General features: G+C 57.2%; 11 protein-coding genes. 3 read left to right on the top strand and 8 right to left on the bottom strand.

The window, feature by feature from the left end:
• Nucleotides 1-25: 25 nt before the first annotated feature.
• The 5 genes from J2Y39_RS07110 to J2Y39_RS07090 all read right to left on the bottom strand — a co-directional run bounded on the left by J2Y39_RS07110 (nucleotide 26) and on the right by J2Y39_RS07090 (nucleotide 5,325).
• Nucleotides 26-994 carry a D-glycerate dehydrogenase gene (locus J2Y39_RS07110; RefSeq protein ID WP_310216269.1) on the bottom strand — a complete coding sequence of 323 codons (969 nt, stop codon included), beginning with the start codon at nucleotides 992-994 and terminating at the stop codon, nucleotides 26-28.
• 13 nt (nucleotides 995-1,007) lie between these two features.
• Nucleotides 1,008-2,306: an MFS transporter gene (locus J2Y39_RS07105; RefSeq protein ID WP_186569106.1), complete on the bottom strand. Its 1,299-nt coding sequence runs from the start codon at nucleotides 2,304-2,306 to the stop codon at nucleotides 1,008-1,010.
• A 57-nt stretch (nucleotides 2,307-2,363) separates the two neighbouring features.
• Nucleotides 2,364-3,371 carry a sugar kinase gene (locus J2Y39_RS07100; protein ID WP_252884303.1) on the bottom strand — a complete coding sequence of 336 codons (1,008 nt, stop codon included), beginning with the start codon at nucleotides 3,369-3,371 and terminating at the stop codon, nucleotides 2,364-2,366.
• The gene (locus J2Y39_RS07095; protein ID WP_252878284.1) at nucleotides 3,364-4,146 is read right to left on the bottom strand and encodes a sugar phosphate isomerase/epimerase; all 783 of its coding nucleotides are present in this window, start codon (nucleotides 4,144-4,146) and stop codon (nucleotides 3,364-3,366) included. Before J2Y39_RS07095 ends, J2Y39_RS07100 begins: the two co-directional genes overlap by 8 nt.
• 150 nt (nucleotides 4,147-4,296) lie before the next feature.
• The gene (locus tag J2Y39_RS07090) at nucleotides 4,297-5,325 is read right to left on the bottom strand and encodes a LacI family DNA-binding transcriptional regulator (RefSeq protein WP_310216262.1); all 1,029 of its coding nucleotides are present in this window, start codon (nucleotides 5,323-5,325) and stop codon (nucleotides 4,297-4,299) included.
• A 237-nt stretch (nucleotides 5,326-5,562) separates the two neighbouring features.
• On the opposite strand from J2Y39_RS07090, the gene J2Y39_RS07085 reads away from it, so the two are divergent.
• The 3 genes from J2Y39_RS07085 (at nucleotide 5,563) to J2Y39_RS07075 (ending at nucleotide 11,289) form a co-directional block, all read left to right on the top strand.
• The gene (locus tag J2Y39_RS07085; RefSeq protein ID WP_310216261.1) at nucleotides 5,563-6,408 is read left to right on the top strand and encodes a hypothetical protein; all 846 of its coding nucleotides are present in this window, start codon (nucleotides 5,563-5,565) and stop codon (nucleotides 6,406-6,408) included.
• Nucleotides 6,409-6,513: 105 nt separating this feature from the next.
• Nucleotides 6,514-8,598 carry a hypothetical protein gene (locus J2Y39_RS07080; RefSeq protein ID WP_056789691.1) on the top strand — a complete coding sequence of 695 codons (2,085 nt, stop codon included), beginning with the start codon at nucleotides 6,514-6,516 and terminating at the stop codon, nucleotides 8,596-8,598.
• A 249-nt stretch (nucleotides 8,599-8,847) separates the two neighbouring features.
• Nucleotides 8,848-11,289 (top strand): autotransporter outer membrane beta-barrel domain-containing protein, encoded by a 2,442-nt coding sequence (locus J2Y39_RS07075; RefSeq protein WP_252886296.1) that lies wholly within the window; start codon nucleotides 8,848-8,850, stop codon nucleotides 11,287-11,289.
• A 50-nt stretch (nucleotides 11,290-11,339) separates the two neighbouring features.
• On the opposite strand, the gene J2Y39_RS07070 is transcribed toward J2Y39_RS07075, so the two are convergent.
• The 3 genes from J2Y39_RS07070 to J2Y39_RS07060 form a co-directional block, all read right to left on the bottom strand.
• A complete protein-coding gene (locus tag J2Y39_RS07070; protein ID WP_252886295.1) occupies nucleotides 11,340-11,849 on the bottom strand; it encodes a hypothetical protein in 510 nt (169 codons plus the stop codon).
• 167 nt (nucleotides 11,850-12,016) lie between these two features.
• Nucleotides 12,017-12,658 carry a DUF1345 domain-containing protein gene (locus J2Y39_RS07065; protein ID WP_310216254.1) on the bottom strand — a complete coding sequence of 214 codons (642 nt, stop codon included), beginning with the start codon at nucleotides 12,656-12,658 and terminating at the stop codon, nucleotides 12,017-12,019.
• A gap of 180 nt (nucleotides 12,659-12,838) precedes the next feature.
• Nucleotides 12,839-15,937 (bottom strand): efflux RND transporter permease subunit, encoded by a 3,099-nt coding sequence (locus J2Y39_RS07060; protein ID WP_310216252.1) that lies wholly within the window; start codon nucleotides 15,935-15,937, stop codon nucleotides 12,839-12,841.
• Nucleotides 15,938-15,946 lie beyond the last annotated feature (9 nt).

Below are 15,946 nucleotides of genomic sequence, written 5' to 3'. Positions count from 1 at the left end.
TGAGCGTGGGAACGATCAGCAACGATCAGTTTAGAGGATTCACCAGATTCGCCGGCCGCTGTCCATTCAACGCCGCCAACAAATTCTCCACCGCACACCGCGCCATTGCCTCACGCGTTTCATGAGTCGCCGAGCCCATGTGCGGCGTCGCCACCACGTTGCTCAACTGCAACAACGGCGAGTCATGATTCAACGGTTCGCGCTCGAACACATCCAGCCCCGCCGCGCGAATCCGCTTGCTGCGCAACGCCTCGATCATCGCCGCCTCATCAACCACCTTGCCCCGCGAGATATTGATGAAAATGCTTTCCGGCCGCATGAGCGCAAATTGCTCGGCGCCGATCAAGCGTTCGGTCTGCGCCGTCAGCGGCAAGGTCAGGCAAATGAAATCGGCCTGCTGGAGCAACTCTTCGAGGCTGCGATATTGTGCGTCGAAACGCTCCTCGACCGCCGGTTTGCGCGACTGGCTGTGGTAGATCACCGGCATGCCGAAACCGAAATGCCCGCGCTGGGCCAAGGCTTCGCCGATTCGGCCCATGCCGATGATGCCCAGCGTCTTGCCGTGCACATCGGTGCCGAAATGCGCCGGGCCGATGTTGCGGCTCCACTGCCCGCCACGGACCATGTTCGCCAGTTCGACCACCCGCCGCGCGGCAGCGAGGATCAGGGCGAAACCGGTGTCGGCGGTGGTTTCGGTGAGCACGTCGGGGGTGTTGGTCAGCAGAACCTTGCGCCGGTTCAGATACTCGATGTCGTAGTTGTCAACACCCACCGAGACGCTGGCAATCGCCTCCAGCTGCGGCGCCAGATCCAGCAGCGCGGCATCGAGTTTCAGACTGGCGCCGAGCAAACCGTGGGCGCGGGGCAGGGCATCGCGCAACTGCATGAGGCCATCGGCGTCGAGGCTTTCGATCAGCGTCACGTCCAACTGCTCTTGCAGGCGCGCCATCAGCGCGGGCGAAAGTTTCTTGTACAGCACGACCTGTTTTTTCATGGCAAAAGTCCTTTCAGGAATGCGCCGGCACACGCGGTGTGGCGGCGGCTTTGGCGACGACGCGATCACTGGCGCCGGGCTTGAGGAAAATCGTCAGTACCACCGACAGCAGCAGCGCGCCGCTCATCAGCAGATAGGAAGCGCCGGGCGAACCGGTGGAGCTGTTCAGATAGCCGACCAGATACGAGCCGCCAAAAGAACCGAGCGCGCCCATGCTGTTGATCAGCGCCATGGCGCCACCGGCAACGTTGGCCGGCAGGATCTCCGGGACGATGGCGAAGAACGGCCCGTATGGCGCGTACATGCAGGCGCCGGCAATGACCAGCAGCGTGTACGACCACCAGAAGTGTTCGGCGCCCAAGGCATAAGAGCCGTAGAACGCGATGGAGGCGATCAGCAGCGGCGGCCAGACGAAGCGTTTGCGCTTCTGCAATTTGTCCGAACCCCACGACACCGCGAGCATGCCGATCACCGCCGCCAGATACGGCAGCGCCGACAGCCAGCCAGCCTCGATCATGTCCATCTGCGCGCCGGCCTTGAGGATCGATGGCAGCCACAAAACGAAACCGTAGACGCCGATGCTCCAGCAGAAAAACTGCAGCGCCAGGATTATCACCTTCGGCGAGCGGAACGCCTCGGCGTAGTTCTTCACCGCTTTGATCCCGACCTGCTCAGCGGCCAGCGCGCTTTCCAGATCGTGTTTTTCCTGCTCATTGAGCCACTTGGCCTGGGCCGGGCGGTCGTCGGCCAGACGCCACCAGATAAACGCCCACAGCACCGCCGGCAGACCTTCAATGATGAACATCCAGCGCCAGCTGAAATGCTGCACCAGATAGCCCGACACCACCGACATCCACAGCATCGTCACCGGGTTACCGAGGATCAGAAAGGTGTTGGCCCGCGAACGTTCGGCACGGGTGAACCAATGGCACAGATACACCAGCATCGCCGGCATCACCGCCGCTTCGACCACGCCGAGCATGAAGCGAATGACGATCAGCCAATAGGCGTTGGACACCACGCCGGTCAACGTGGCCAGACCACCCCAGAGGATCAGGCTGACGAAAATCAGCTTCTTGACGCTGTGCTTTTGCGCGTAGATCGCGCCGGGAACCTGGAAGAAAAAGTAACCGAGAAAGAACAGCGCACCGAGCAGCGAGGACAGACCCGGTGTAATCATCAGGTCTTCGGCCATGCCCGACGCGGCGGCAAAACCGTAGTTGGCGCGATCAAGATAGGCCAAGCTGTATGTGATGAACACAATCGGCATGATGTACCACCAGCGGCGGGTGGCGAGGGTTGCAGTTTTCATCGGTGTGACTCCTGAGCTTGTTGTTTTTGTCGCAGCAGGTTCATTGATTTGCGGTAATCAGGCGGGCCTCTTCGCGAGCAGGCTCGCTCCTACATGTGAAATGCGTTCCCCTGTGGGAGCGAGCCTGCTCGCGAATTCAGCGGTCAACTCCAAGCGAGAAGGCAACCCCTCCATATCCCCGCGACTCTGCACCGCGCGACTGCCAATCCAGTTCGCCCGCTGCACGGCCTCGGCAAAACTCTGGTGCTCGAGCAGGGCGCTGATCATGCCGACCGCAAAGCCATCTCCGGCACCCACGGTATCGACCACGTTGCTCACCGGCACGCCGGCAACGAAACCCTGATCCAGCTGCGTGCGGTAATAAGCACCCGCAGGCCCGAGCTTGATCGCCACGGCCTCGGCGCCCTGATCCAGATAGAACGCAGCAATGTCGGCCGGGTCGTCGAAACCGGTGAGCAAGCGACCTTCACTCAACCCCGGCAGGACCCAGTGGGCAAGGGCGGCGAGGCGGTTGATCTGGCGGATCATCTCGCCCTCGCTGGCCCACAGGCTCGGGCGCAGATTCGGGTCGAACGACACGCTGCGCCCGGCGTTGCGCATCCGGGTCATCAGCTCGAAGGACATTTCCCGGCTGGAGCCTGACAGCGCCGGCGGAATACCGGTGGCGTGCAAATGGCGGGCGCTCAGCAGGTTGTCGCTGATGGAGTTCGGCGACAAATGACTGGCTGCCGAACCGCGCCGGAAATATTCGACCTGCGGGTCGCTGCCATCGTCGTTGCGCGATTTGAACTGGAAACCCGTTGGCTGGTTTTTATCGACTTCGACGTGGCTGCAGTCCAGACCTTCCTTGATCAGCGTTTCCACCACAAAGCGTCCGAGCGAATCGTTACCCACCCGGCTCAGCCACGCGACGTTGAAACCCAGGCGCGACAAGCCGATCGCGACGTTGCTGTCGGCCCCGGCAATCCGTTTGTGAAACTGCTCGACCTTGGCCAGATCGCCGGTCTGCTCGGCGACCAGCATCGCCATGGTTTCACCGAAAGAAAGAATATCGATCTCAGACATGAGCAGGCTCCAGGCGCGATTGACCGAGGCGGGCGAGGGCGGCGACGTGTTCACGGGTCAGTTGCACCAGGTCATCGCCTTGCAGCGGGTATTCGGCGGCGCGCATAACGCCTTGGTCCATGTGCCGCAGCAGTTGTTCCCACAGATGCAGATCGCTGATGGCCGGCGGTACGGCGATCAGTTTGCCGTCGGCGCGGCGCGCAACGGCTTTGCAATGCACATAACCGACGTGACGGCCGAGCGCGCGTGCGGCGCTGGCGGCGGACTGGTCCTGCCAGTGCCAGTTGCCAATGTCGAAGGTCATCTTGATCGGCAGGTTGTGTTGCTCGACGGCGGTAAAGAAACGCTGGAACGGTTCGATACGTCCGCCGTGCAAGGTCTGGTCGTTCTCCACCAGCAGTTGCACCGGGCTTTGCTTGAGTCGCTCGGCCAGTGCCTGCAAGTCAGAGTTGTCGGTGAAATAACCGAGGGACACTTTCAGCCATTTCGAGCCAAATGCCTGGGCCTGCTGCAGCGCGGTAATCAGTTCGGGATTTGGCTGCGCTTGCCCTGCGAGCCAGAGTTCGGTGGGTGAGGAGTAAATGCTTTGCAGGCCCTGCGCCTGGGTAGCCTGAGCCAGTTGCGCCGGGTCTTCACGGGTCAGCAGCTCTTCACGCCACTCGATGCGATTCGCCCCGGCTGCCGCGAGGATGTCGATAAAACAATCCTGCCCACGCTGGCGCACGAGCTCGGCACCGTAGCTGGACAGACTGATGGAAACGGCGGGTTTATTCATTGTTATTGACCTCTGAAACCGGTTTCATTTTTGTTCAAAAAAAATCAGGTGATTCTGTAGTGTTTTTGCAGGCCCTTTGGCGAGCAGGCTCGCCCGCACATTTGCAACACGGTCACCTGTGGGAGCGAGCCCGCTCGCGAAAGCGCCAGATCAGACGCCGCCAATCCCTCGGGTCGAACCCCGCTCAATCAGCACCGGCGCAAAATCCACAATTCGCGCCACCTCATCATCCCCGCGCAAGCGCTTGAGCAGACACTCAAACGCCCGCGCGCCTATCTCTTGCGTCGGCTGTGCCAGCGCGGTAATCCCGCTGCCCACCAGCGGATACCAATCCAGATCATCCAGAGCAATCAGCCCGACATCCTCGAACAAGCGCACACCGAGTGCGCGCAACGCGTGAGTCGCCGCCAGCGCCGCCACGCCATTGGCGCAAAACAGTGCTTTCGGACCGTCAACGTGGGTGTTTAAAAAAGTTTGAAGTTGCGCCTTCAGATCATCGCCGGTTTCCAGCACCGCCCCGGTCAGGGCCGAGCGTTGGGCAATCTGCGCTTGAAAACTGCTGACCCGTTCGATCCGCGAACTGGTGCCATCAAACGGTTCGGTTACCAGCAATAAATCCTGATATCCGCGCTGCTCAAGGTGCGCGAGCGCCATTTCAACTGCTTGCGAGTTGTTCAGTCCGACCATGTCGCTGTCGAGCCCGTCGACCTTGCGATCCACCAACACCATAGGCATCTCGCGGCGCAGCTCATGCAGTTCGTCCCGGTGATGGCCCAGCGTGTTCACGATCAGCCCTTCGATGTTGTACGAGCGCAACAGCGCCAGATGCTGGCGTTCCTGCTCGTCATCGCGGTCGGTGTTGCACACCACCAGGCTGTAGCCGTGCGCACGGCAGGCGGTTTCCACCCCGTGCATCACGGCAATCGAATAGGGGTTACGGATATCGGCGACGAGCATGCCGATCAGCCGAGTGCGTCCGCGTTTCAGGCCACGGGCCATTTGGTTGGGGCGGTAACCGAGTTCATCAATCGCCTGCTCGATGCGCCGGGCAATGGCATCGGAGAGCAGCGCGCGGTCTTCGCCGATGAAGCGCGAGACGCTGGCCTTGGATACACCGGCGCGTTCGGCAACATCAAGCATGGTCACGCGGCTGCGCTGGGCGGCGGAGAAGTCGTTCAATGGGGCAGACCTTATTTTTGAAATGTAGCGTTTTAACGGCATGGATACCGCTGAAACCGGTTTCAGAAGACACTATCTGACCTTGAGCCGTCAACCTTCAAATGCAGCGGAAGCAGTCACGGCAAAATGGATTTCCGACAAACGGTTGCTTTACCTGTCAGATCTGACAGTAGGCATCTTTCCAATACCAGCGCTTAATTTCTTTCAGGCCTAGATGACCAGCCAGTGAGAAATTCCATGCCGATCGAAACGCCGACTACCTCCAGCAATCCATTGAATCCCGGCGTGCTTCTGAGCCTGCCACGAGTGGAAGGCGTCGATCCGCTTGACCCGGCCGGAACATTGCCGCCGGACGCAAAACAGGTGGGCATCGTTTGTATTATTGACCGCTGGCCGAACTTTCCTGTTTCAGGCGTGAATAAAGATCGTGTTGAAATTTTCATTGTTGGTAACCCTGATTTCGTCGCCTTTGGCGAGTATGGGGCCGCGGACGATGCACCGGAGTTTCGTATTCCAGTAGCTCCCGAGAAACTTCCGGATGTGGCTACGTTTGAGCTTTTCTACACAGTACGTTCGATCAACCCTACTACGTCACCTTCACGACGCCTGACTTTTGCGATAGTTAAGCCGCCGCAACTTTTGAAGGAGGTTACTTTTCCCGATGCGGATGCCTGGGGATATATCGGATGTTACAAGAACCATCCCGACGATCCGGAAGCCTTGTTTATCTGGGAAGGGGTACGTATCGAAATTCCTTTCGATGACTTGTTTCAGCTTGCGGATGTCCTCAGCCTGGATTGGCAGGCATGGGATTCTTTAAACGGGTCGGGAAACCCTTTGACACAGGTGTTTAACTTTACTGAGGTTGTGACAGATGTTGTGACCAAGGAGCCAGTGAAGATTGTAATCAAGCCCTTTGCTTCACATATAGAACCCATGGAGGAAAACGATTCGGCCTTAGTTAATTACCAACTATTGCGCGACGGTGTACCTATCTTTCGCTCGTTTACCGGGCTGGTGAAGGTAGACAGGAAAATTCCGGGAGAAAGCAAGTATTGCTCGGATGCAAGTTGGATGAAGTGATCAGGCCGCAACAGTAGCAGCGATATTACGACTGCAGTTGGCGACATTCGCCATTGTCGAAGATGCATGGATCAAAAAACATTTTCTACGCAATGGAGAAGGCACATGACAAGTATTCAAACTGCGGAGTCAGGCACACCCTTGGGCGTTCTGGTCGCACCTACCCCCGAATTGCCAGACGGGCGCGGCACGAACAAGGACATCATTCCGATAGCTGCGATACCTGTGGGCGCCGCGCTGACACTTATGGTCAAGACCAATGTGTGGTCGAATCCTAACAGCAGAGATCAGATCGCCCTTGACGTTACGCGAACCCAGCCTCCTGCCAATCCGCTGCCGACAGACTTCACGCGGTTAAACAGGGTAAACCTCGGCGACGTGGCCAGCCGTCCTGTAGATTTTCCGATCACAGTGCCTACCGAATTTCTGGGTGAGGATGCAACCCCGGTGGGGCCGACGCCGATCTGGGTGCGTAGCGTGCTGTATGAGCGGGGGCTCAACCCGCTGACCGGTCCGGTGATGAAGTTTTTTATCGACCGTACTGGTGCCTGGCAAGCGAAACCTGCACAAACAGGTACAAATCCAGGACAGGTTCCAGGCGCCAGAACAATTCCGCCAGCCACCTTTCCAAATGCCCCCGGGGATCTGGATGACACATGGGCGGGTCAGCCAGGTAACGAAGGGGGATTGCAGGTACAAATTGATACCGGCTACGCCAACGTTCAGCCGGATGACACGTTGACCCTGTACGTGGCAGGTACACGTACCAACCCTCCGCAGGTGCCCCCTTTTTTCAACGGACCGATGCCCACCGATGGCAAGCTGTCCATCCCGACCGCAGAGCTACGCAAGGTAACGAGCGGCCGGGCCTTCATCTGGTTCATCATTACTGACGCTGCTGGCAACCAGAGCGCATGGGGCGTGTATTTCAAAAACGTGCGTTTTCTGCCACTGCCCAAACTGGGCGTCATTACCGTCCCGGCAAACGAAGATGGTCTGATCGATTTAAAAGATGCGCGTGCAGGTGTGAAGGTAAAAGTCAGCCGGTTGGTAGATACAATCGGCACCGACGTAGTGAGCCTGACATACGGCGCTCAACCAGCCCAGGATCTGCCATTCAACGCACTCACGGAGCTGGAGTTCACCATTCCTTGGTCGAGTCTGAGCAAACAATACTTTGATAACCAGACGGGTACGAATTTTGAATTGGACGTGGTCGTCAAAGCTGACTTGATGCGTGGCGGCTTATCCATCGACGACGGATCAACAACTGTCAAAACAGATTTCTCGACGCATCCGCCTTATACCGTCGACCCGACGACCCCGCCCCCTGAAGTTAATCCCGAATTCCGGAAACTGATCGTCCGCGGACAGCCACCTGTCACGGATAACTTACTGGGCCCTCAGGATGTCGATCAGACAGCCAAGGCTCACATCGATGTCTCGCCTGTCACCGCCGGGACGTCGTTTCCCGATCCCGAACCGGGCGATCTGGTTACCCTGAAGTATCTTGGGGATCAAGGCGAAATTATCGTTAATTCCATTCAAATGACTCAGTCGAATATCAATAATGTCGTTCAGATAGATTTGCCATATACCGTTGTCGGTCCGGGTGGTATCGGGCTTAAAGAGGCTTGGTGGACATATGAAAACCCCGCCCGGAATAATACTCAAGACTCGGCAAAGGAGACGGTAACTGTCAATACTGTAGTCATCGTTCTCGATAAGCCAGAATTCCAACGCCCACCTACAGATGGCACCGAAGACCCATACATTATTTGCGAGAGCTTGACGGGGGATGATCACGTTGCGACGTTCAAGATCAAACCTAATGATCATTTCACCGATGGGATGAATATCACATTCAATTGGCAAGGCTGGCATGACGATAAATACACCATAGACGCACCGCCGGATACGGTTTTTTCCGATACTCGTGCGATCACTTCGCTCGAGTTAACGGAGGGGATGCTTTGGGAAGTGCCATACGCACCTTTTATTCGTAATCTTCCTCGTCCACCTGCTACCACGCCTGATCCGACCGACTTTTACGCAGGTTATGTCAAAATCTGGTATTCGACGCCAATTGTAACCACGTCAGAAGTTCAGGAAATGATTGTCTACCTGCTCAATGCTGACTTCTTGTACTGCGAATCGGAACCGGGCTGGGATCCTGCGCCTGCTCCATAAACGGCATTCGCGATCATTGCATTGCCGGAGAGCCAACCTCTTCAGGCAATGCAATTTAATTGGGGAAGCAAGAAATAGCTCGAAATGTCGCGAGTGGGCGATTAAGCCCACCTACTAAGAGGATTAGTCCTACAGAGAAAGTCCAGACTAGCAGGTATTCTCCGGCGTCGCCTACAAAGGTCGTCTGATGGAATATGTACGTCTGAACCGTCCTTCTTCCGTCCCGATAAACCTCAACGAGAAGTGTATATGACGTTTGAAAATAGCTTGGGACCGACAGTTTTGAAACTCACTGGCACGCTCTCTTGTGCAGCATTACTGATCGCAATATCCGAGACGGCCTTTTCCCGAAATCTCAATCCTGGTGAAGTCGAAACCGTATCCGTCGGTGCTACGCCAGAAGCCTGGTTCATCCCTGCCACTGCCACGCTTAACGTCAATGGCGGTGATACGCTGAACATCGTTGTCGGCGGTGGGACGTTAAACGCGATTTCCGCCAGCACTTCACAGATTGAAGCCTCAGCAGACGCCCGAGTGTCTCTGGACGCGGCAACGGTGACGGCTAGCAATTTCGACACTGCGCTGAGCTTGACCGACAGCTCGGCAGTGGTATCCGGCAGTACGCTGTCCAGCGATGGCAGAGCAATGTCGCTTGCGCGCGACCTGAATATACCCGTTGGCTCAACAGCGACCGTCACTGGCAGTACGTTGACAGGCGGTTTTTCGGGTGCAGCGGTGACATCCCTCAGTACGTTGAATCTGGTGGACAGCCGGGTTGAAGGGACCGACGCAGACGGTGTTGGCCTCGAACTTTACGGCGGCAACGCCAACATCAGTGCAGCCAGCGAGGTCATCGGAGAACTGGATGGGATCATCTTTGGCGAGGATACTGTCCTGAACCCGAGCGATGTCACCGCACAGAGTGTACTGAAGATTGATGGGTCAACCGTGCAGGGCCGCACTGGCGCAGCGATCAAAGTCGATTTTGCGACGCCGGACGATCAACCGGTATTGATCGAGATAGCTAACCGTTCGAATCTGATCGGCGGCAACGGTAATATCCTCGAGGTCATGGATGGCGCAGCAGCGCGCTTTCAAATCGACGACAGCCAGTTGACCGGCAATGTAGCGGTTGCTGACGGCGGGACCGCCGCGGTTTTCTTGCAAAACAATGCCAGCCTTGACGGCGATTTGACCAACGTCGATTCTGTTTCGCTCGATACCCGAAGCATACTCACCGGTAACATTCAGGGCTCCGGGACTGGCGTCGTGATGCTGGATAACGACTCGATCCTGCACGGTTCGGTTACCGGCGTCAGTGCTATGTCCATCGGGCGTGGCGCTGAATGGAACCTGGTTGGCAGCAATTCGTTATCGAATCTCGAAATGCAGGGCGGGAATGTGAGATTCGGCACGCCCGCCGAGTTCGTCCGCCTGGATGTTGCCAACCTGTCAGGCAACGGCCGGTTTTTTTTGGATGCTGACGTGTCCACCGGTGAAACGGACTTTCTCAATGTCACGGAATCAGCCAGTGGCCGTCACGAGCTGGTAGTTGGTGCAAGCGCCAGCGAACCTGTCACCGGTGCACCGCTTCAAGTGGCTAACATCGCTGGCGGGGATGCTGAGTTCGATCTGAGAAACGGTCAGGTTGATCGTGGTGCTTTGGCGTACAAACTGGTGCGAGAGGGCGAAGGTATTTTCCTGCGGCCTGATGGGACAACGCCGAGCACTGGTTCACAAACAGCATTGGCAATTGCCGGTACCGCTCCTACTGTTATCTATTCGGAAATGACCACTCTCAATACCCGCCTCGGCGACCGTCGCATGGCCGGCACTCAGCCCCGATCGCGATCGATTGCGTCACTGGACTCAGATAATCAGAACGCGACCAGCGGCCTGTGGATACGCACTCATGCCAATCAGTACAACGTCAAGAATGCCTACGGTGATGGTTATAAACAAAATCAGACTGGCGTCTCATTGGGGGTGGACACGCCACTACCGATAGGTGATGGCCAATGGTTGATCGGGGTTTTTGGTGGCTACAGCACCACTCGCCTTAACCTGGCCCGCGGCAGCGCCGGCACGATCAACAGCACCTATGGCGGGATGTATCTGTCCTGGTATGACGAAACGACCGGGTATTACGTGGATACCGTTGGCAAAATCAACCGTTTCAGTAATGACGTCAAAGTCACCTTGAGCGATGACACTCGAACAAAGGGTGACTTCGATAATCTCGGCATCAGTGGAACCGTCGAAGTAGGTAAGCATATAGTCTTTAACCGAGGTTACTTCATCGAGCCCTCTGCTCAGGTTGGTGTTGCGACGGTAAAAGGCAAGGACTACAAGTTGGACAACGGACTGCAGGTAGACAGCAACGAGACCCGCTCATTGCTCGGCAAGGTCGGAATGACCGTTGGTCGCGAGGTGGTGCTGAACAATGGCGGAAAATTGCAACCCAGGCTGCACGCGGCGTTAAGTCATGAATTCGTCAACAATAATCGTGTCAGCGTGAATGACACTGGATTCAACAACGATTTGTCCAGCACCAGCCTCGAACTGACCGGGGGCCTCAATTGGGTTCCGGCCAATAACAAATGGCAACTGTATGGCGAGATAGGGACCAGCAGGGGCAGCAAAGCTGACCAGGAGCTAGGAGGGAGTGTTGGGCTGAGCTTCAGTTTCTGATTGCATCAGCATTAAAAAAAGGAAGCCTCGCAGCTTCCTTTTTGTCGTAGTCAGTAAGCGTTTTTTCTCTTGCTCAGGTCTGCGTTAGCGACAAACTCCCCAGTGATCGGAAACTCTTCGTTGCCGCTCTCTCCACCATGGTCATATGTGCCGGACCAAGTGCCACTCAGGGTTTTTTCAATGTCGTCATATTTCAATGTCAGGCTCCCGCTCACAGAGACGTGCAGATCACCCGTCGCAGGATTGGAATAGTAGGTACTTCTGACATCATCGCTATCTTTGGAGAGTTCATAGGTCAACGATTGGGGTTTAAAAGGGAACACAAACTCAAGCGTACGCGTCACACCATCCTTAGTGTGTCCAGCTGTCAGAACGTAACGCAGGCCTTCCGGGTAGGGCTTCGGCCCGAAGGAAGGTACAGAGGTAGATCGAAACTCCATGAATTGAGGGATTTTGACAAACCTGTAGTTTGGGTTGGCATCGCCGTTGATAGTGGCTGACAAATAGGTCGGCGCTAAAACCGGAGAGATCGTCGTGTAGGCTCGGGCTGCATAGCTCATGAGTTTTATCTCCATACAATATGGTTGGGGACATCCAAAGACTGACCCGTCCTACTTCTGGATGTTGTATGGAAGCGTGAATACAGTACGCCTGTAAACTGTCAGTGTTGACAGTTTACAGGCGTACGTTTTTGTGAGCTTTGAACTGCCAGAACAAGCCGTGTTTTTCAGCCGAACAATCCTGCTGCAATGTTGATCGAGAACCCGAGGATCGCCGTATTGAACACAAAACCGATCAACGACTGCGCCAGCACAATCTTTCGAATATTCCGCGTTGCAACACCCACATCCGAAGTCTGCACAGCCACGCCGATGGTGAACGAGAAGTACAGAAAATCCCAGTAATTGGGGGTGGTCAGTCCTTCAGCAAAACGCAGCGCCGGCTCTTTGCCGTCCCAGGTGTAAAACAATCTGGCGTAGTGCACACAGAAGATCACACCTATCAGCAGCCATGAGCCGGTCACTGTCAGCGCTGTGAACCCGTAGTGCATGAGTTTGCGTGAGGTTTCCAGGTCTTTGCTGCCGGCCAGTTCAAGGGTGATGGTGGCGAGACTGGCCAACGCGGCAATGCACACCACAAACAGCACCAGCCCGGCGTTCTCGTCTTCGACTTCAGCGATGCGTCGCACGTCCGGGGCCTTGGCGCGTATGGTCAGCCAGAACATCAGAATCAGGTATGTCCAGACACCGACGTTCCAGCCAATGAGGATTTTGCTGACGATGGAACCGGCCGGGACCAACAGGCCGCTGGCGAGGCCGAGCGAGGCGGCAGCGGAAAGGCGAGGGTGGGTGCGGGCGAGGAAGCGCATGAAAGCTCGGTAGGCGAGGGAGGTTTCACCACCTTAGCCCAGCGATGACAGATGTGGCCACTGCGCATGATGTTGGCCAATCCTTGTGGGAGCGAGCCTGCTCGCGAAGACGTCAGCAGATTCAACATTAATGTTGGCAGACCGGACGCATTCGCGAGCAGGCTCGCTCCCACAGTTTGATCAGCGTTGTTTGGTGAATCGTTGTACGAGCTTCATGACCACGACGAAAAACACCGGCACGAAGATTACCGCCAGTGTCGCAGTGATCATCCCGCCAATCACACCTGTGCCGATTGCTTGCTGACTTGCCGAGCTCGCGCCAGTTGCAATCGCCAACGGCACCACACCGAGAATGAACGCCAGCGATGTCATCACGATCGGCCGCAGACGCAAACGCGCGGCCTGCAACGTCGCATCGATCAGATCGTGACCTTCGTCATACAAGCTCTTGGCGAACTCGATGATCAGGATCGCGTTCTTCGCCGACAGACCAATGATGGTGATCAGTCCGACCTTGAAGAACACGTCGTTGGGCATGCCGCGCAGTGTCACGGCGAGTACCGCGCCGAGCACACCAAGCGGGACAACGAGCAATACAGAGGTCGGAATCGACCAGCTCTCGTACAGCGCCGCCAGACACAGGAATACCACCAGTAGCGACAGGCCCAGCAGAATCGGCGCCTGATTGCCGGACAGGCGTTCCTGCAACGACAAACCGGTCCACTCTTGACCCAGACCTTTCGGCCCCAGCGCAACCAGTCGTTCGATTTCCGCCATGGCCTCGCCGGTACTGTGCCCAGGTGACGGTTCACCAGATATCGCGATCGCTGGATAGCCGTTGTAACGAGTCAACTGCGCCGGGCCTTGAATCCAGTTGGCCTGAACGAAGGCCGACAGCGGCACCATGTTCCCGGCGTTGTTGCGCACATGCATTTTCAGCAAATCATCCACCTGACTGCGCTGATCACCTTCGGCTTGCACGACCACCCGCTGCATGCGGCCCTGATTGGGGAAGTCATTGATGTAGCTCGAACCCACGGCAGTGGACAGCACGTTGCCAATGTCGGCGAACGATACGCCCAAGGCATTCGCCTGCTTGCGGTCTACGATCAGTTGCACTTGCGGTGCTTCGGCCAGCGCGCTTTCACGGACGTTTATCAATACCGGACTTTTCTCGGCGGCGGCGAGCAGTTCCGTACGCGCCTGCATCAACGTCGCATGGCCCAGACCACCGCGATCCTGCAAGCGGAACTCGAAACCGCTGGACGTGCCAAGGCCATCCACCGGCGGCGGCAGCACCGAGAAGGCCATGGCGTCCTTGATCTGGCTCAGCGCCGCGTTGGCGCGGTCGGCGATTGAGCTGGCAGTATCGTCACTGCCACGTTCCGACCAATCCTTGAGTGTCGAAAACGCCAGCGCTGCGTTCTGCCCGCTACCGGAGAAACTGAAACCCAGGATCACCACACTGTCACTGATTCCCGGCTCACCGGCGTTGTGCGCTTCGAGCTGTTCGGCCACTTGTACAGTACGGTTCTTCGTTGCGCCGGGTGGCAGCTGAATATCGGTGATGGTGTAGCCCTGATCCTCGGTCGGCAGAAACGAAGAGGGAAGGCGCGCAAAACAGATTCCGAGTCCAATCAGCAGGACCACGTAGATCATCAGGTAGCGACCCGTACGCTTGAGCGCATAGCCGACCCAACCCTGATAGCGGTCGGTCAATTGCTCAAAGCGACGATTGAACCAGCCGAAAAATCCGGACTTCTCGTGGTGCTCGCCCTTGGCAACAGGCTTGAGCAAGGTCGCGCACAATGCCGGGGTCAACGTCAGAGCAAGGAACGCCGAGAATAGAATCGAGGTGGCCATGGACAGCGAGAACTGTTGATAGATCACCCCTACCGAACCCTGCATGAACGCCATCGGAATAAACACCGCGACCAGCACCAGAGTAATGCCGATGATCGCCCCGGTGATCTGCGTCATCGCCTTGCGCGTGGCTTCCTTGGGCGACAGGCCCTCGCTGGCCATGATGCGCTCGACGTTCTCCACCACGACGATGGCGTCATCCACCAGAATGCCGATGGCCAGCACCATGCCGAACATGGTCAGCACGTTGATCGAGAACCCCAGCGCCAGCATGGTCGCGAAAGTGCCCATCAACGCCACCGGCACCACCAGTGTCGGGATCAGCGTGTAGCGCACGTTTTGCAGGAACAGGAACATCACTGCAAATACCAGCAGCATCGCTTCGCCGAGGGTGTAGATCACTTTGGTGATCGAGACTTTGACGAACGGCGAAGTGTCGTAAGGAATCTTGTATTCCACGCCGGCCGGGAAGTAGCGCGCCAGTTCATCCATCTTCGCCCGCACCAGTGTCGCGGTGTTCAGCGCGTTGGCGCCTGGAGAAAGCTGCACGCCAACGGCGGTGGACGGCTTGCCGTTCAGGCGTGTACCGAACTGATATTCCTGACTGCCGATCTCCACTCGCGCGACATCACCGATGCGCACCGTGGAGCCATCGCGATTGGCCTTGAGCACGATGTCGGCGAATTCCTGCGGAGTCAACAATTGGCCTTTGACCAGAATTGTCGCGGTGATTTCCTGCGTCGAAGGTGACGGCAGATCACCGATGCTACCTGCCGAAACCTGGGCGTTCTGCGCAACAATGGCGTCGTTGACATCGGCCGGCGTCAGGTTGAACGCGATGAGCTTCTGCGGATCGATCCAGATGCGCATAGCCCGCTCGGCACCATACAACTGCGCCTTGCCGACACCGTCCAGACGCTTTATCTCGTTCATCACGTTGCGCGCCAGATAATCGCTGAGCGCCACGTCATCGAGCTTGCCGTCGCTGGAGGTCAAAGTGATCAGCAAGAGGAAACCGGAAGAGACCTTCTCCACCTGCAATCCCTGCTGATTGACCGCTTGCGGCAGGCGCGACTCGACCACCTTGAGGCGGTTTTGCACATCGACCTGCGCCAGCTCGGGATTGGTGCCCGGCTGAAAGGTTGCCTTGATCGTCGCGCTGCCCAGGCTGCTCTGCGATTCGAAATAGAGCAAGTGATCGGCGCCGTTGAGCTCTTCCTCGATCAGGCTGACCACGCTTTCATCGACGGTTTGCGCCGAGGCGCCAGGGTAGACGGCGTAAATCTCGATTTGCGGCGGGGCGACGTCGGGGTATTGCGCCACCGGCAACTGCGGAATGGCCAGCGCACCGGCCAACAGAATGAACAGGGCGACCACCCAGGCAAACACCGGGCGGTCGATAAAGAACTGCGGCATATAGAAGCG

Origin of the sequence: Pseudomonas sp. 2957 (assembly GCF_031456345.1) — a bacterium.
Lineage (GTDB): Bacteria > Pseudomonadota > Gammaproteobacteria > Pseudomonadales > Pseudomonadaceae > Aquipseudomonas > Aquipseudomonas siliginis.
This window is presented reverse-complemented; position numbering and strand designations above follow the sequence as displayed.